This is a genomic window from Streptococcus sp. HMSC077F03 (assembly GCF_001812375.1).
Lineage (GTDB): Bacteria > Bacillota > Bacilli > Lactobacillales > Streptococcaceae > Streptococcus > Streptococcus oralis_S.
Window position 1 is genome coordinate 320873 of record NZ_KV808797.1, and the last position, 17725, is coordinate 338597.

A 17725-nucleotide genomic window follows, 5' to 3' on the forward strand; every position below is an offset into this window, starting at 1 on the left:
TTATAGCATAAACCACGGTTAATTTTCAAGTAATGAATGCGCTTTTCAATGATGCTAAAGGTACTTGCTTGCTTCCTTGATACTGAGTTCAGCCATTCTTTCCTTGTTTTTTTCGATGAAGCTTGCTACCCATTCCGGATTGGTTTTGGAGTAGTCTCTTAGGGCCCAGCCGATGGCTTTGTTGATAAAAAATTCTGTCTGGTCTAGATTATTGAGCAGGACCTTTTCCATCAGTTGGACATTTGTCTTCTCTTTTCTTAACAACTGGTGGTCAATAGCAACTCGTCTCAGCCAGATATTGTCCGATAGGCTCCATTTTAAAATCACTTCTTCAAGTTTCGGATGGTTAGCCACCAAACTCCCAACTACTCTATCTAGAATATCTACTGTGTCCCACCAGGACTTGGTCACTACTAGACGCTCAAGCTTAGGCAAATCATCCTTCGTTAGATAAAACTGCATAGCTTTCAAATAGTTGGCGCCCACATATTGGTATTCTCTAGGTTCCTTTTCCCAGCAAATATCTACAAAATCCCAGTCAATAACTCTTGTTTTTTTCGCTTCTGGAAAATACTTTTTATAGAGGGCATTTCTTTCAGGACCTGCAATACCTAAAAAGGGAAATTGATGGCGCATATAGGCTTCCATTGGGCCTGCTTTCTCAGGCTCTTTTGCTGCTTCTAGCTCCTCAAGTAAATCTGCAAGACTCATCTAAAAGTCCTCCTGCCCGACCAAGTGGTGCTGGAAGGCATAGACCGCCGCCTGGGTGCGATCGCTGACCTCAAGTTTAGCAAGGATATTGGACACATGGGTCTTGACCGTCTTGAGAGAGATAAAGAGTTCATCTGCAATCCGCTGGTTTTCGTAGCCCTTGGCAATGAGTTGAAGTACGTCTCGCTCACGCGCAGTCAGCTCCTCATGAAGCTCCATATGATTACGGTGGTATTCAACCTTCTTGCTGACCTCTTGTTCAATGGCCAGCTCTCCAGCAGCCACCTTGCGGACGGCATGAAGCAGTTCGTCTGCACTAGAAGTCTTGAGCATATAACCTTTGGCACCCGCATTCAAGACCGGCATAATTTTTTCATTGTCCAAGTAAGAGGTGACAATTAATATCTTGGCTTCAGGCCATTCTTTGAGGATGGCTAAGGTCGCGTCAATCCCATTCATCTCAGGCATGACGATATCCATGACAATGACATCTGGACGCAGTTTCAAGGCCAAGTCAATACCTTGAGCCCCATTAGCAGCCTCGCCCACAACTTCCACATCGTCTTGGAGATCAAAATAGCTTTTCAAGCCCAATCGAACCATTTCATGGTCATCTACCAGTAAAATTTTCATCTCTACTCCTTTATCATTCCTTATCTAGCAGGGGAATACGGATATCAACCGCCAGTCCTTGCTTAGGTGCTGTCAAAAGTTGAACCGTTCCTGCCATATCTTCGACCCGCTCCTTGATATTTCGCAGTCCATAACTCAAGTCGTCTAAACTCCCTAACTGGAATCCAATCCCATTGTCCACCACCTTCAGCTGCAATTCAACATCTGTCTGATAGAGGTAGACATCTAGGCAAGATGCCTGAGCATGGCGAAGGGTATTGCTGATCAACTCCTGAAGAATACGGAAGATATGTTCTTCAATCTTCTTGGGCAATGTAGACACATTCTGCTTGAGACTAACCTTGAGATCACTCTTGTCCTCAAGCTCTTTTAAGAGGATTTGAATCCCCTCAACCAAACTCTTCTCTTCCAACTCAACAGGTCGCAAATGTAGGAGCAAGACCCGCAAATCTTTCTGGGCTGTTTCGAGGATGGCTGCGACGCTTTGCAACTGGGTCTGCATCTTTTCTCTATCCAGCTTCAAAGCCTGCTGACTGACACCTGATAAAATCATATGGGCCGCAAACAACTCCTGACTAACCGTATCGTGCAAGTCACGTGCTATCCGCTTCCGTTCTTTCTCGATGATTGCTTCTTCCTTGACCAGGCTTTGATTTTCAGCCTTTTGAACAGCCTCTGTCAAGAGGTTGAGCTTGCCAGACAAGGACTTAAAACTGGCATCCAAGTCTGGATCTGCAAAGGCAACCACCTCTTTTCCTGCTAGCAGTCGCTTGAGATTGACTTGCATTTTTCTGCGAGAGACTTCTTCTATCACGCGCCAAAAGAGAACAAAAAAGAAAGTCATGGAAAGGCTAAAGACCAAGATCAAGAAGATTAACTTTTCCAGTTTTTCGATATCTTGTAGCAAATAGGACCAATCAAGATTGAGAATATCAAGTAGACTATTGGTCAAAAAGAGGATAAAAAGGAGAGAAGACAGCCCGATTAACAGATACGATTGCTTTTTCATCCTCTGACCACCTCCACATCGCCAACCATAGTAGTTAGGAAAATCTTGACGCTCTTGTTACTCTTGAGATAGTCTCTGGTCTCCTGATGATAGTGTTCATTGCGGAGGGCTCGCTTGGGTTGATTGAGGAAAGTTAGATCTCCATAGAGGCAGTTGACACTGAGGCTGATTTCCACATCTACAGGTACGATAATCCTAGTCGTTCCCACCATCTTTCTAAGGATAATGACATTGTCATGATTGGTTAGGATAACTCTTTCTAGATGAATGGTGTCCTTGCCCATGAGGCGAAAGAGGTTGATATCGTCAAACTGGCAGGTCTGGTGGCTAGAAAAATGATGGAGATTGCCAAACCAAGGATTGCGTTCATTTTTAACCGTTACCACCTCTTCAAAGACCAAGTCGGTCTCCTCTCTTTCTTGATTCATCATCGGATAGAGAAGAAAGAGACTATAGATAACTGCCACAAAGATAGCTAATATCACAAAGGGATTGAGCATGACGATGAAAAAGAAAAGAATAGTCGTCACAAGGAGGAAAACGTTGTTGCCCTCTTTACCTGTATAATAGCGGAGCAAGAGCAAAAAGAGGAATAGAATCAGCAAAAAACGCGAAAAATGCTCTGATACCATCAAAATCAGAGCTCCCGTCAATAGACAGGCTTCGATAAATAAAAAGATTTGAAATTTTTTCATAGATGCATCCTCTCCCTTCTATTTTATCACAATTCAAAAAAGTCACCTCGGTCTGAGGATGGAAAAAGGCGATTGGACAGAAATCGCTCCTACAAGCTAGGTTCTTTCAGCCCGCTACAGTTGACAAAAGGCTACAAAAAAGGGCGGGATTCTTGTCCCGACCTCTCTACATCTGATCTTTTGCTTCTTTTAGTTTGCCGTAAAGAATATAGTCTACGCTTTGCAGATCCGCTATGGTGGCACAATTAAGGGCACACATGATCAAACGCAGATCTTCTTTCCAGCCTTGGACAATGCTAATCACTTCTTCGACTGTGTAGGTTTCAATCAACTCTAGAACGGTACGTGACAGTCCTACAGCCTTGGCACCAAAAACCAAGCACTTAATCATATCCAGCGGATTTCGAACCCCTCCGCTGACCAAGAGTTCGACCTTGTCTTTCCAGGTTTGGGCATTGAGAAGGGCTTGCATAGTAGACTGGCCCCATTGATTGAGGTAATCACGTTGACCACTGCGACGGTTTTCGATATAGGCAAAGCTAGTACCACCACGACCCGACAGGTCAACCGTTCGAACACCCAGTTCATAGGCTCTTTCGATAGTCTTCACATCCATCCCAAAGCCCACTTCCTTTAAAACGATTGGAACAGGGATCCGCTTGCTATAATCTGCTAGATGCGATTGCCAGCTTCGAAACTTTCTTTCTCCCTCGGGCATGAGCAATTCCTGCATGACATTAACATGCACTTGAAGGAGAAGAGGATTCATCGCTTCTACAGTCTGAAGTCCCAACTTAACAGGCTTGTCCAATCCAATATTAGTACCAAGGAGGAGATTTGGATGGCTAGACTTGACAGAAAAAGAGTCATCTGTTGGATCTTTGAGGGCTGCGCTATAAGAGCCCGTCACAAACAAAATCCCACAGGCTTCTGCCACCTGAGCCAGTTTTTGATTGATTTCTCTCCCCCTATCGCTTCCACCCGTCATGGCATTGATATAAAAAGGAAAATCCCACTTTCGACCCGCAAACTCTGTAGATAAATCAATCTCATCCAGGTCATAAAGAGGCAGGGAAGAATGAATCAACTCCACCTCATCAAAGCTATTATAGGAACTTTTCTGCTCAAGGGCATAGCGGATATGCTCGTCCTTACGATTTGTCGTCATGTCCTATCCTTTCTTGGTATAAGAGCTCAATCCCCAGATCGGCCCAACGGTTTTTTAAGGTTTCAGTTGATTGCTCATTAAAACTCAAGGCAATGCCACAGTCACCACCACCAGCCCCACTACTCTTGGCAACAGCCTGCAAACCTTGGCTGGCCATTTTTAACTCCCTGAGCGAAGGCATATAAATATCTGAGCTCAAGCCTTCTAAAAGCTGACTGGCTGTTTCCAGCTGCTCGATGATTTTTTCTGCATTTCCCTGCTCCAAGGCTTCTACCAAAGTAACCACTGTTGCTTTTGAGGAAGTTAAAAATTTCTGGCCTATGTTTTGCTTGATTTGCTTAACCATTTGACTCGATACGGCCACTTGCTTGGTCCATCCCACTAGGAAATCACATTCTAGGGTTGGTTTCACTTGTGAGATGGAAAAGCCCCAGTCACGCTCTAAAACTGTTGCCAAGCTTTCTTCTTGCAACCAAGCAGCTATCTTCTTTCGATCAAAAGACTGGTAGAGAACCAAATCCTCTGCAACGATACAGGCAAGGTCTCCCATAGAACCATTGTCTCCTCGCTTGAGTAAGACCGCGCTAGCCAGCTTGAACAAGAGTTCCTGATCAACCGTAATATCATACAGAGCCAGCAGCGCCTTAATAACCAAGACAACGACACTACCGCTAGAGCCTAGACCAAACTTTTTCCCTTCCCGTTCCATTTTGCCACGGATTTCCAAGGAAAAAGGTCTTAGCTCCTGACCTCGATAAGTCAGGAAATCTTCCACTAGAGTAATCGTTTCTTGAATCAAGCTGTAGTCAGGATTTGGCGTCAAGTCCACTGCGAAATCAAACAGATCTGAGTAGATACGGTAGCTGTCAGAAAAGGCAATCTCAGCCTTCATATAGATGGGGATGGCCTTTATCAAGGCTAACTGTCCTGGCTCTAAAATAGCATATTCACCTGCCCAATAGAGTTTTCCGCAAGTTTTAACAGCTATCATCTTGACTCAAATCCTTTGTTTTTGACACAATCAAGCGGTAACGTTGACCAAAGATTTCAGATAGATGATCCAAATCTTTCTCTTGACAGAGGACCTTGACATTGGGACCGGCATCCATGGTAAAGTAGCAGGCCTCTCCTTGCTCGCGAAGTTGGCGGACAAAGTCCATGGCTTCATAGGAAGCATCCGTTAGATAAGAAAAGGCTGGACTAGCAGTCTTGGTCGTAGCGTGCATGGCTAGGGCATTTTTCTCCGTTAATTCCCCAACCTTGGCAAAGTCATTTTCCTTGAGATAAAGCAGCATATCCTGATAGTCCTTCTCAGACTGGCGCACCCAATCATCAAAGGTCGTCGAAGTTTCCACACAGAGTTTCATCCCATCACGGCTAGAGATTGGTTTTTTCTTGTCCTCTAGCACCAACATAATCATAGCTAGTTTCAAGTCTGTCTCTACAGGGTAAATCTCCCCACTATCCTTGTCCCAGGCACCGAGCGGTCCATAAAAACTACGAGAGGAAGAACCTGAAGCGAACTTAGCCTCCTGTGCCAACTGACTCCGATCCAAACCAAGCTGGAAATAGGCATTGCAAGCCTTGACCAAGGCGGACAAACCACTGGAACTGGAAGACAGACCCGCCGCGGTCGGCATGTTGTTTTGGGTATCGATACGGACAAAACCCTCACCTTCTGGACGGTAGCGGTCGATAATCTTGCTCATCTTGGCATGCTCCGCCTCATTTTGGAGCTGACCATTGATATAAAAGGCATCCGCCGTCGCATGGGCTGGTAGAGGCGACAAGGTCGTCTCTGTATACATATTTTCCAAAGTCAGAGAGATACTGCTAGTAGCAGGAACCATCTCTTTCTCTTTTTTCTTTCCCCAGTATTTGATAATGGCAATATTTGCGTAGGAACGTACTGTTACAGGCTTTCGATCCATGTCTGAACAGCTCCTTTCTCTTCTAATCGTTTTGCTAGTTCTTGTGCTTGATCCAGATTGGCTACCAAGGCAATGATACAACCTCCTAGGCCACCACCACTCATCTTGGCACCCAGAGCACCGTCGCTCAGAGCCGTTTCAACGAGGGAGTCTGCCTCAGGGCTGCTGACACCAATTTCTTTTAAATGTAGATGCGCTTGACTGAGGATTTGTCCCAGTCTTTCAGCATCTTTTCGTCTAATCGCATCTTCTGCCTGCTGGGTCAATTCTCCCAAGGCATGCAAAAACGGTAGGGCATCCTTCCCCATACTTTGAACCACTTGGATGGCTTCACGAGTGTGGCCATACACACCTGTATCAGCAATCACCAAATAGGCAGATAGATTCATCTCAAGCTCTGTAAATCCAAGGTTCTTGATAAAGCGAATGGGTTGGTCACTGAGACAGGTCTTGGCATCCAAACCGCTTGGATTCATATGGGCAATCATCTCAGCCCGATTGACCAAGATTTCTAGCACATCGTGAGGCAGGTCGGCTTGGTAGTAGTCAAATACCGCACGAATGGCCGCTATGCTGATAGCCGCTGACGAACCCATCCCCCGTTTTTCAGGGATAGCCGAGTCAATCACACATCGAATGCAGGCTTCTTTGATATCCAAATACTCCAGCGAGGCATAAACCGCCATGGACAAGGTATCCTCCTCATAAAGACGCCATGGACTTTCAGCAGGGACCACCTTACAGGTCACCTCCACCTCTATGAGAGGCAAGGAAATGGCAGGATAGCCGTATACAACAGCGTGCTCTCCTATTAAAATAATCTTACTATGTGCCTGACCGACACCAACTTTTTTTGTCATGTTTTCCTTTAACCAGACGAAAAGACCGTCTCATTTCATACAGTAGTATTTTCTCCTATCTATTTTATTATATTTTCACAAAAAAAGCGATTGTTTCCTTCACAATCGCCTCTTTCATTATTGAACCCATTCGCCATTATAGTTGACGTAGTAGCCATCTACAGTGGTATTCACTGCTAAAGCACCTGAGCTATAAGCATAGTACCATTTGCCATTGACTTGGAACCAACCTGTCTTCATATCTCCATTACTTGCATTTAGGTAGTACCAAGTTGAACCATCTTTCACCCAACCAGTTGCCATGGCTCCTGATGAACGAAGGTAGTACCACTTGTTACCAAGATATTGCCAGCCTGTTTTCATATCGCCATTTTCAGCATCTAAATAGTACCAAGTTGGGCCTTCCTGATACCAGCCAGTTGTCATAGCTCCTGATGAACGGAGGTAGTACCACTTATTGCCAATTTGCTTCCAACCAGTTTGCATAATGCCAGTTGTTGCATCGAGATAATACCAAGTTGAATCATCGTTTATCCAACCTGCACGTCTTTCACCACCAATATAGCTTTCTCCATTAATTTCCGTTTTAGCTAGATAATACCAATTAGACTGGTCATAAAGCCAACCTGTCTCTAAAGAATGATCTTGATTAAAGTAATAGTTCGTGTAAAAACTCTTCTCTTCTTTATCTTCTGGGTTTGTACGTTTTTCCCCATACTTTCTTCCAACACTGTCTTTAGTTTTAACCTCTAATGCTTTCCAACCAACAAACTCTTGTAGCACTCCATTTTTGTCAAAGTAGTACCATTCTGGCATTGGGGAACCTTCTAATCTGATACCATTTGGGTAAGGACCAATTGTATATCCTTTAACTGGCATTGGAATATATTGCCAACCAACAACCATTTCACCATTATAATCAAAATAATAGGTCTTGCCATCAATCACTCGCCAGTCCGTTTCTTTGATGTCACCCTTCTTGTAGTAGGTTCTACCATTTTCTTGGACAAATTGCCAGCCTTCTGAATCAACATCATCCGCAAAGACGGTGCTTGTCGCTAACAAAGCAAAGAAAAAGACTGTCAGTCCAACTTGCATCATTATTTTAAATTTTTTCATTAGATCTTTCCTCCATAACTGATTGTAGCAAAGACTTTATTGTATGTCAATATATAGAAACTTCTCAAAAAAAGCAGTTACACAACTGCAACTGCTTTTCTATTCTTGCATGGTGTAACCAACACCACGCACGGTTTTAATGTAGCTTTTTTGACCTTTTACATCAAGCTTGCTACGTAGATAACGGATATAAACATCCACGATATTGGTTTCTGTCGCACTTTCGTACTTCCAAACACTTTCCAACAACTGCTCACGAGTCAAGACCTTCTTGCTTCCCATGAGAGTGGCCAAAAGGTCATACTCACGGCGCGTCAGAGCAATCATCTCCTCGCCACGATAAACGGTATGATGTTCTACATCCATACGCAAATTGCGGTAAGACGTTGGGACCTTCATCTGACTACAATGTTGGTCGATAAAGTCCCGACCTCGGAAAATCGCTGAAATACGAGCCACCAGCTGATCAATAATCACTGGCTTATAGATGTAAGAAACGGCGAAGCGCTGGATTGTCTCAATCTGGTCTTGCAATTCTTCGCGATGGTCCAAGACCATGATCACTGAGGCAGGTTTTGTCCGACTCAGCCTCTCTGCAAAATCCTGGGCCGTCATATCCCCCAGACGAGCATTCAGTAAAATCAAGTCATAATCTGTCTGGAGAGCCATGGAGAGGGCTTTTTGCCCCTCCTCGACCAGATCAACACGGTATTGCTCTTTTTGGAGTTCCAGACTGAGAAAATGAGCGAGATTTCGTTCTTTCTCAAGTAATAAAATCCGTTTCCCCATGGCAGACCTACTTATTTTTCGTCATACCAAGAGTAGTGGAATGTTCCTTCTTTGTCTTTACGTTGGTAAGTGTGGGCACCAAAGTAGTCACGTTGCGCTTGGATCAAGTTAGCAGGAAGGTCAGCTGAACGGTAGCTATCAAAGTAAGTAATAGCTGCTGAGAAGGTTGGCACTGGTACACCAGCTTGAACAGCAAGAGCTACGATATCACGCACTGCTTGTTGGTACTTGGCAGTGACATCCAAGAAGTATTCATCCAAGAGAAGGTTTGCAAGGTCTGCATCACGGTTGTAGGCATCTGTGATCTTTTGCAAGAAACGAGAACGGATGATACAGCCATCACGCCAGATAGATGCGATGTCCGCAAATGGCAAGTTCCAGTTATTTTCTTTAGAAGCCACATGCAATTGAGCAAAACCTTGTGCGTATGAGATGATTTTTGAGAAGTAAAGGGCTTGACGGATCTTTTCAATCAACTCAGCCTTGTCACCTTCAAATTTGAAAGTAGCTGGTTTTGGAAGCACCTTGCTAGCATGTACACGCTCTTCTTTGTATGTAGAGATGTAACGCGCAAATACTGACTCAGTGATGAGTGACAATGGCACACCAAGGTCAAGAGCTGATTGGCTAGTCCATTTACCAGTTCCCTTGTTGCCTGCAGCATCAAGGATATAGTCTACGATTGGTCCATCTTGACCTTCATCATCTTTACGGCTCAAGATATCAGCTGTGATTTCGATCAAGTAGCTGTCCAACTCGCCCTTGTTCCACTCAGTAAAAATTTCTGCCATGTCTTCTGCAGAAAGGCCAAGCAAGTGTTGCATGAGGTCGTAGCTTTCTGCGATCAATTGCATGTCACCATACTCGATACCGTTGTGGACCATTTTCACATAGTGACCAGCTCCATCAGGACCGATGTAAGTCACACATGGTTTTCCATCTTCTGGTGCTTTAGCTGAGATTTCTTCGAGAACATCCGCAACCAATTCGTAGGCTTCTTTTTGTCCACCAGGCATGATAGACGGACCTTCAAGGGCACCTTTTTCACCACCAGAAACCCCCGTACCGATAAAGTTGATGCCTGAGTTTGCCAATTCTTCATTACGGCGGATGGTATCTTTGTAGAAAGTGTTTCCTCCGTCAATCAAGATATCTCCCTTGTCAAGGTGTGGAAGAAGGGCTTGGATAGTTGCGTCTGTACCAGGTCCAGCTTGAACCATCAGCATGATACGACGAGGTTTTTCGATTGAGTTTACAAAGCTTTCCACGTCATAGCTTGGCACAAAGTTCTTTTCAGGATGGCAAGCAATTACGTCTTCTGTTTTTTCTTTACTACGGTTGTAAATGGCAACTGTATAACCACGAGATTCGATATTTAGGGCAAGGTTACGACCCATTACGGCCATACCAACGACACCAAAGTTAGCTTTTGTCATGTGACACTCCTCTTGTTTAATATGTTTTATTTTATCATTTTTACCTATGAAAGGAAAGAATTTTGTAACGGAGTCCTAGTAGTCCAAGTCATCTGCATGACCAGAACCATTCCCTACAAAGTAACCTGTCTTACAGTTGAGGGTGAAGAGATAGGTTCCATCTGGTTTATAGAGGTTGTAATAACCATTTCCGTTTACGATATTGACACGTTCTAGGATATATTGATTTCCAGTGATATAGCCACGAGCACGTGATGTTGCTAGGACTTGTTCCAATACACCATCCGAAAACGTCCAAGCAGGGTTGTTGCTATCGTCTACAGCTGATTGGTTGTACGGTACACGACTAGCACTTCTTTGAAGATTAACCCCATCGCCAGACAAACCACCATTCGTATCTCTAGCTGGTTCCGTAGTGCTTGTAGAAGGTGTCGTACTGCTTGCATTGCTTTCTGTAGCTGAACTTGAGCTTGCTTGACTCGTGCTAGAGCTTGAACTTGAGCTGGAAGCACTGGTTTGTTGGCTCTTACCAAGACTAATGGCCTTATCCAAGAGTTTGTCTAGTTCTATGTTCCCTGTCTTGATTTCTGTAAATTTAGCATCCGCTTTGGCTTTCGCATTGGTATCCAAGACACCGTCCGTAATAGCTGGACTTTCAAAGAGGGCATTAACATCTTGAATGGCCTTGATTTGAGTTGCTAGACTATCATATCTTGACTTAGCTAGTGTATAATCACGGCTACCTTCTAACTTATCTAGCAAGGTTTTCAATTGGCTTAATTTATCAAACTGGCTGTTTTTCAGAGCTGTCTTATTAGCATCTGTATAGAAAGTATCATAGAGCGTATTAAACTCTTGCAAGTCGGTTTGCGATTCCTGATTGCCTGAAGATGATTGAGAAGCCTGAATTTCTTGGTTTGAGCGAGATACTTGTCGGTAGACATAATACGTTCCAGCAAGCACAAGGATTGCAGCTACTACAGAAGCAATGATGATGACAGCTTTCTTCTTAGAGCCTGTTTCAGGTTCTGTTTGAGCCGAACGTGATAGAGGTGTATAGGTCTCCTCTTCTCGTTCCTCATTTATTTCTTTGGGCTCTGTTTCTGTTAAAACGAGAGGCTCTATTTCAGCATTTTCTTCATCTTGAAGTGGTGGAACAAACTGAGTAGTCTCTTCATTTTCTATCTCTTCAATAGATTCCTCAGCAACCAGGTCTGAATCGTCTACCTGATCAGAAGTCTCACTAGATTCTCGCACTTCTTGGATCATTTCCTCTAGGTTTTGAGTAGAAGCCAGTTCTTCTTTTTTAAACTGACGAGTTTCAAACTTGTCAGCTTCAATCTCTTCACGGTGTTGTTTGATGTATTTGTCTAAGATACTGTCCTCAGGCAATACTCCAGCCTCCACCTCTTCATTCTTACGAATGACTTGACCAACAGTCAAGTCTTTTGCTTCGTCAAAGTCGAATTGTGGTTCTTGATGTCCTTTTTTATGACGATCACGTCTTTTCTTACTCATGAGTTCACCTTTCTATTTTACCTCTTGGCGTTTGACACGCTGACCAAAGTATTGATACAAATCTACTTTTAAGGTCCCGTTATAGAGTTTTCGCTTTTTATCAGCTGGACTTCCGTACTTGCTTTCAAAAGCTTCGTCACTCGTCAGGATAAACTTACTCCACGTTTTCAGTGGTGCAAAGACTTGTCTCATCTCAGCATAGAGCTTGGTAACTCCTGCATCATCAGACAAACGTTCCCCATATGGTGGATTGGAAATGATAACGCCATTAATCTTGTCTGTACGCAGGTCCTGTACCCGCATTTGCTTAAAGGTGATATCACCTGCGACGCCAGCTGCTTGGGCATTTGCCTTGGCAATCTCCACCATGCGAGCATCAATATCACAGCCCATAATGTCCAGCTCAAGTTCACGATCCATTTTCTTAGCCGCCTCTGTACGAACTTCCTGGATTAGCCGATCGCTGACCCAGTTCCATTCCTCAAAAGCAAAGGAACGGCGAAGGCCTGGTGCCATTTTTCTGGCAATCATAGCCGCCTCGATACAGAAAGTTCCTGAACCACAGGTTGGATCAATCAAGGGCTTGTCTGGATACCAGTTAGAGAGTTGTAAAATGGCCGCTGCCATATTTTCCTTGATGGGTGCTCCACCCTTTTCCGTACGATAACCACGTTTAAAAAGGCTAGAACCTGTCGTGTCAATCATGACCGTTGCCACATCTTTCAGGATAGATACCTCAATCTTAAACTCGGGACCCGTTTCCATCAAGGGAACTCCTTCTGGGCGGGCATAGTGTTTTTGTAATTTCTTCACAACAGCCTTCTTGGAAATAGCCTGAACACTGGGCTCGTTGTGGAGTTTAGACTTCACACATTTTGCCTTTGATATCGGGAAACGTGCTCCTAGCGGGAGATAGTTTTCCCAATCTAGAGCAAAAACGCCTTGAAAAAGCTCTTCAAAAGTCTTAGCTGGAAAACTTCCGACTACAATCTTGATGCGATCCGCTGCGCGAAGCCAAAGGTTGGTCTCAATGATTACCTTCACATCTCCTTGAAAGCGAACACGCCCATTTTCAACCTGGCAATCATAACCAAGATCTCGCACCTCACGTCCAACGACAGCCTCAAGACCCGCCGCAGCCGTTGCGATTAAATTAAATTGTTCTTTCATTTCTAGTCTTGCAAGACCTTTCTCTTGTTCACTTTAAAAAATGAGGTTGAGAAAGATTTCTCAGCCCCAACCTATATGCAATTTTCTATAAGCCATGTTTTGTTCCAGAAGTGACTAGGACCACTTCCTTCGATAATCATCTGTCTACCGCTAACAGCATAAAGCTGCTAGCAGTCAGAGTACTACGTTCGTTTCCGTGCACTCCATGCCCCGACCAAAATTTGGGTTGCTAGCTTGAGGGGTTTACCGCGTTCCACTCTCTCTGTTTCCAGAAAGACTCCGTCACTGTGGCACTTTCAAGCCTATTCTGACCTATCCGAAGACTTAGCCATTTCGACTGCCGTAACGATTTCTCGTCCCTAGGCTTATGGATTCGCCTAGCACAAACACTACAGGCATCACAGCCTGTGCTAGCATGGACTTTCCTCATGAAAAGAGATCCTCTTCACGCGATTATCCAAAAATTGCACTCATTCCTTAGTCAATTATAAATCTTGGTTGTCTAAGATTTGCTTACCAAATACTTCTTTTTCGAGACGATTTAAGCGTTTCAAAATATCAAAGTTTGTCATTGAAGTAGAAGCTGTTACTTCAATAGAGTCTGGTTGAGTTGGCGCTACCTGTGGTTTATGAGATAATTCTTCCTTCAAATCAGCAATCTCTTGACGAAGGGATTTGACCAAAGCTGCGTAGGTTTCATAATCCTTAATCACATCGTCTAGGAATTCGTCTACCTCTGCTTTGCTGTATCCACGTACTTCACGTCCAAATTCTTGTTCAAAAATATCTTTTGCTGAAAATATAATACTTGCCATGTCTCTCTCCATTCTGGGTTACTAGTATTATTATATAAAAAAAGACAAGTAAAAATCAAGGTCAAAACCTTACTTTTCTGAAAAATTTTCTACTATTTCATTTAAGTCCTCAAATGTTAATCTTCTTGTAACATAGTCCGCTTGATTTTTTATCATTTGGTAAAAATATCGTAACTTGGTTTCGTTTTCTTCGTCGTAAAAAAGGTAGCAAGTATCTGTATTTTCCAGCAGAAATTTTTGATAATCGCGTAATTGTCCCTTGTGCTCATATTGTGGATAGGCGTATTTGACAAAATCAACCTGCTTGAACTCACTCAATTTCGCTTGATTTGCTTCATTCCAGTTACTACCATGGGTTTCAAAATCAAAAATGGTCGCCAGTTGAAATCCATAGTCTGCTTTCATGTCTTTTGCCACCTGAAGCGCCCAGTACTCAAAGCCCAAAGTCCCTGTAAAGACAAGCCAAGTCACCCCATCCTCTGCTAGACGTTCCAAGTCTCTCCGAATAGCTGTTTTGATAATATCAACGCGAATATCCTTGTCATTAAAGAGACCAAGGTCGAAGGCTGAATAGCCTAAAATCAAGGCTGATGTCATTTTTAACCCTTTCTTTGTAAATTTATGATATAATAGAGTGATGTTATTGTACCAATAAGGAGAATTATGGTCAACTATCCACATAAAATTTCATCTCAAAAGAGACAAGCACCCCTGTCACAAACTAAAAATTTCGCAAATCGGGGAATGTCTTTTGAAAAGATGATCAATGCTACGAACGACTACTACTTGTCGCATGGGCTGGCTGTTATCCACAAGAAACCGACTCCCATCCAAATCGTACGTGTCGACTATCCCCAACGAAGTCGAGCCAAGATCGTTGAAGCCTACTTTAGACAAGCCTCAACTACTGACTATTCAGGGGTTTATGATGGATACTACATCGACTTTGAAGCAAAGGAAACCAGGCAAAAACATGCGATACCGATGAAGAATTTTCATCTCCATCAGATCCAGCATATGGAACAAGTCCTTGCCCAGCAAGGAATCTGCTTTGTACTCCTTCACTTTTCTTCTCAGCAAGAAACCTACTTATTACCGGCTATTGATCTCATCCGTTTCTATCATCAAGATAAGGGACAGAAGTCAATGCCACTTGGATATATTCGAGAAAATGGATATAGGATTGAGCCTGGGGCCTTTCCTCAAATTCCCTACCTCGACGTTATCAAAGAACATTTACTAGGTGGTAAAACAAGATGAACAAACAAACTTTTCTGCGAATAGCTAAGTATGTCAGCATCAGTCTCTTAACTGTATTTATCGCAGCTGTAATGCTTGGTGGAGGTCTCTTCCTCTACTATGTTAGCAAGGCTCCAGAACTTTCTGAAAGTAAACTAGTCGCTACAACGTCAAGTAAGATCTATGATAGCAATGATGAACTTATCGCTGATCTTGGATCGGAACGTCGGGTCAATGCCCAAGCAAACGAAATACCGACAGATTTGGTCAACGCTATTGTTTCGATTGAGGACCATCGCTTCTTTAATCACCGAGGAATCGACACGATCCGTATCCTAGGTGCTACCCTACGAAACCTTCGTGGTGGTGGAGGTCTGCAAGGAGCTTCCACCTTGACACAGCAGTTGATCAAGTTAACCTATTTCTCTACGTCAACTTCTGATCAAACTCTTTCTCGTAAGGCTCAGGAAGCTTGGTTAGCCGTTCAGTTAGAACAAAAAGCGACTAAACAAGAGATCTTGACCTACTACATCAACAAGGTTTACATGTCAAACGGTAATTACGGAATGCAGACAGCTGCCCAAAGTTACTATGGCAAGGATCTCAAAGATCTAAGTATTCCTCAACTGGCTCTCCTTGCTGGTATGCCTCAGGCTCCAAACCAGTATGATCCATACTCGCATCCAGAAGCCGCTCAAGAACGTCGTAATCTCGTCCTCTCTGAGATGAAGGGGCAAGGTTACATTTCAGCTGAGCAATATGAAAAAGCGATTAATACTCCGATTACAGATGGACTTCAAAGTCTAAAATCGGCTAATAGTTATCCTCCATACATGGACAACTATCTCAAAGAGGTAATCGATCAAGTCGAACAAGAAACAGGCTACAACCTCTTAACGACTGGTATGGACGTCTACACCAACGTTGATCCTAAAGTTCAACAACATCTCTGGGATATCTACAATACCGACGAGTATGTCAACTATCCAGATGATGAAATGCAAGTAGCTTCAACGATTGTGGATGTGACAAATGGGAAAGTCATTGCTCAGTTAGGTTCTCGTCACCAATCAAGCAATGTTTCCTTCGGAATCAACCAAGCTGTTGAAACCAACCGTGACTGGGGTTCTACCATGAAGCCAATCACAGACTATGCTCCTGCCTTGGAGTATGACATCTACGACTCAACTGCTTCAATTGTTCACGATGTTCCTTACAATTATCCTGGAACAGACACTCCCGTCTACAACTGGGATAGAAGTTACTTTGGAAACATCACCATCCAATATGCGCTCCAACAATCACGGAACGTTACAGCCGTAGAAACCTTGAACAAAGTCGGTTTAGATAGAGCCAAGACCTTCCTAAATGGAATCGGTATTGACTATCCAGATATGCACTATGCCAACGCGATTTCAAGTAACACGACTGAGTCAAACAAAAAGTACGGAGCAAGTAGTGAGAAAATGGCTGCTGCTTACGCTGCTTTTGCTAACGGTGGTATCTACCATAAACCAATGTATATCAATAAAATCGTCTTTAGCGATGGTAGCTCAAAAGAATACGCTGATCCTGGTACTCGTGCCATGAAAGAGACGACCGCCTATATGATGACAGAAATGATGAAGACTGTCTTGGCATACGGAACGGGTCGTGGTGCTTATCTCCCTTGGCTACCTCAAGCTGGTAAGACTGGTACATCAAACTATACAGACGAAGAAATTGAAAACTACATCAAAAATACTGGTTATGTAGCTCCAGATGAAATGTTTGTTGGTTATACTCGCAAATATTCAATGGCTGTATGGACAGGTTACTCAAACCGCCTTACTCCTATCGTTGGTGATGGCTTCTATGTTGCTGCTAAGGTCTACCGTTCAATGATGACTTATCTGTCTGAGGATAACAACCCTGGCGACTGGACTATGCCAGAAGGCCTCTATCGAAGTGGTGAGTTCGTCTTTAAAAACGGTGCTCGTTCTGCATGGATTGCTCCTGCTCCGCAACAGGCACCAACGCCTGAAAGTTCGAGCTCGACATCAGAAAGTTCAACTTCACAGTCAAGCTCAACTACTCCAAGCACGAATAATAGTGCAAACAATAATACCAATAACCAGCAACCAAATACAACGCCTGGTCAACAAAACCAGAACCAAAATCAGAATCCTCAACCAGCACAACCATAACATTTATCACCCAGATTTTTCTGGGTGATTTTTTCATAGCTCTATTGCATTTATGTGCTTAACAAAAGCCTGAGAAGACATCTTCTCAGGCTTTTTCTGTACTATAAACCTCATTGGGAAAGATAGGAAACGGATTTCGTAATCTTGTTAAGAGGTTTTACTAAATACTAGTCTTTCTTTGTTTTTGCTACAAAGAGAGCAGATAGGGCTAGGCTAACACCTGCTAGGAAGAGGGCTGTATCAGATTGGCTCTCACCTGTTGCTGGCAAGCTTTGTTCAGCTGTTTCTCGCTTCGTCACTTCTTGTTTTAGTTCCGGTGCCGGTGCCTTACCTTCATCTGAAGCAAGTGAGCTAAGTTTAAACTCAGGTTTCTCTACTGTTGGAGCAGCTTGATCACCTACTGTTGCTAGCGGGCCTGTGTATTCTGGCAATTCATGCACTAGAGC

The 17725-nt window shown here is 43.5% G+C and carries 18 protein-coding genes and 1 other RNA gene; 2 read left to right on the top strand and 17 right to left on the bottom strand.

Going from position 1 to position 17725, the window contains the following annotated elements; genetic code table 11:
- Positions 1-54: 54 nt before the first annotated feature.
- From HMPREF2853_RS08770 to HMPREF2853_RS08845, 16 genes are all read right to left on the bottom strand, one after another.
- Positions 55-711, bottom strand: a complete 657-nt coding sequence (locus tag HMPREF2853_RS08770) for a DNA alkylation repair protein (RefSeq protein WP_070535863.1) — start codon at positions 709-711, stop codon at positions 55-57.
- Complete coding sequence (locus tag HMPREF2853_RS08775) at positions 712-1344, bottom strand: response regulator transcription factor (RefSeq protein WP_000698407.1); 633 nt, start codon at positions 1342-1344, stop codon at positions 712-714.
- Positions 1345-1357: 13 nt separating this feature from the next.
- A complete protein-coding gene (locus HMPREF2853_RS08780; protein ID WP_070535866.1) occupies positions 1358-2353 on the bottom strand; it encodes an envelope stress sensor histidine kinase LiaS in 996 nt (331 codons plus the stop codon).
- Positions 2350-3048: a cell wall-active antibiotics response protein LiaF gene (gene liaF / locus HMPREF2853_RS08785; protein WP_000714492.1), complete on the bottom strand. Its 699-nt coding sequence runs from the start codon at positions 3046-3048 to the stop codon at positions 2350-2352. Before liaF ends, HMPREF2853_RS08780 begins: the two co-directional genes overlap by 4 nt.
- Before the next feature lie 166 nt (positions 3049-3214).
- Complete coding sequence (fni, locus tag HMPREF2853_RS08790) at positions 3215-4216, bottom strand: type 2 isopentenyl-diphosphate Delta-isomerase (protein WP_000210650.1); 1002 nt, start codon at positions 4214-4216, stop codon at positions 3215-3217.
- Positions 4200-5207 (bottom strand): phosphomevalonate kinase, encoded by a 1008-nt coding sequence (locus tag HMPREF2853_RS08795; RefSeq protein ID WP_070535868.1) that lies wholly within the window; start codon positions 5205-5207, stop codon positions 4200-4202. The genes fni and HMPREF2853_RS08795 overlap by 17 nt, the downstream gene beginning before the upstream one ends.
- Positions 5194-6147 (bottom strand): diphosphomevalonate decarboxylase, encoded by a 954-nt coding sequence (gene mvaD, locus HMPREF2853_RS08800; protein ID WP_000375367.1) that lies wholly within the window; start codon positions 6145-6147, stop codon positions 5194-5196. The genes HMPREF2853_RS08795 and mvaD overlap by 14 nt, the downstream gene beginning before the upstream one ends.
- Complete coding sequence (gene mvk / locus HMPREF2853_RS08805) at positions 6129-7007, bottom strand: mevalonate kinase (RefSeq protein ID WP_000163295.1); 879 nt, start codon at positions 7005-7007, stop codon at positions 6129-6131. Before mvk ends, mvaD begins: the two co-directional genes overlap by 19 nt.
- Before the next feature lie 117 nt (positions 7008-7124).
- Positions 7125-8126 carry a choline-binding protein CbpJ gene (gene cbpJ / locus HMPREF2853_RS08810; protein ID WP_070535871.1) on the bottom strand — a complete coding sequence of 334 codons (1002 nt, stop codon included), beginning with the start codon at positions 8124-8126 and terminating at the stop codon, positions 7125-7127.
- Positions 8127-8225: 99 nt separating this feature from the next.
- On the bottom strand, positions 8226-8915 hold the full coding sequence (locus HMPREF2853_RS08815; protein WP_000518005.1) for a response regulator transcription factor: 690 nt from the start codon (positions 8913-8915) through the stop codon (positions 8226-8228).
- A gap of 11 nt (positions 8916-8926) precedes the next feature.
- Complete coding sequence (gndA, locus tag HMPREF2853_RS08820) at positions 8927-10351, bottom strand: NADP-dependent phosphogluconate dehydrogenase (protein WP_000158773.1); 1425 nt, start codon at positions 10349-10351, stop codon at positions 8927-8929.
- A gap of 75 nt (positions 10352-10426) precedes the next feature.
- On the bottom strand, positions 10427-11869 hold the full coding sequence (locus HMPREF2853_RS08825) for a cell division site-positioning protein MapZ (RefSeq protein ID WP_000039244.1): 1443 nt from the start codon (positions 11867-11869) through the stop codon (positions 10427-10429).
- A 12-nt stretch (positions 11870-11881) separates the two neighbouring features.
- A complete protein-coding gene (locus tag HMPREF2853_RS08830) occupies positions 11882-13039 on the bottom strand; it encodes a THUMP domain-containing class I SAM-dependent RNA methyltransferase (RefSeq protein WP_070535874.1) in 1158 nt (385 codons plus the stop codon).
- Positions 13040-13122: 83 nt separating this feature from the next.
- An RNA gene (gene rnpB, locus HMPREF2853_RS08835) (RNase P RNA component class B) lies at positions 13123-13504 on the bottom strand.
- Positions 13505-13524: 20 nt separating this feature from the next.
- Positions 13525-13854 (bottom strand): cell division regulator GpsB, encoded by a 330-nt coding sequence (gene gpsB, locus HMPREF2853_RS08840; protein WP_000146523.1) that lies wholly within the window; start codon positions 13852-13854, stop codon positions 13525-13527.
- Between the two features lie 69 nt (positions 13855-13923).
- Positions 13924-14451 (bottom strand): SLOG family protein, encoded by a 528-nt coding sequence (locus tag HMPREF2853_RS08845; RefSeq protein ID WP_049501544.1) that lies wholly within the window; start codon positions 14449-14451, stop codon positions 13924-13926.
- A gap of 66 nt (positions 14452-14517) precedes the next feature.
- Here HMPREF2853_RS08845 and recU point away from each other — a divergent pair, with 66 nt between their 5' ends.
- Together recU and pbp1a are read left to right on the top strand one after the other, a co-directional pair.
- Positions 14518-15114, top strand: coding sequence for a Holliday junction resolvase RecU (gene recU / locus HMPREF2853_RS08850; protein ID WP_000248757.1), 597 nt, complete (start codon positions 14518-14520; stop codon positions 15112-15114).
- Positions 15111-17279 (top strand): penicillin-binding protein PBP1A, encoded by a 2169-nt coding sequence (pbp1a, locus tag HMPREF2853_RS08855; RefSeq protein ID WP_049501545.1) that lies wholly within the window; start codon positions 15111-15113, stop codon positions 17277-17279. Before recU ends, pbp1a begins: the two co-directional genes overlap by 4 nt.
- A 167-nt stretch (positions 17280-17446) precedes the next feature.
- Here pbp1a and HMPREF2853_RS10140 read toward each other — a convergent pair.
- On the bottom strand, positions 17447-17725 hold a 279-nt coding region (locus tag HMPREF2853_RS10140; protein WP_261674246.1), incomplete at its 5' end, for an SIALI-17 repeat-containing surface protein.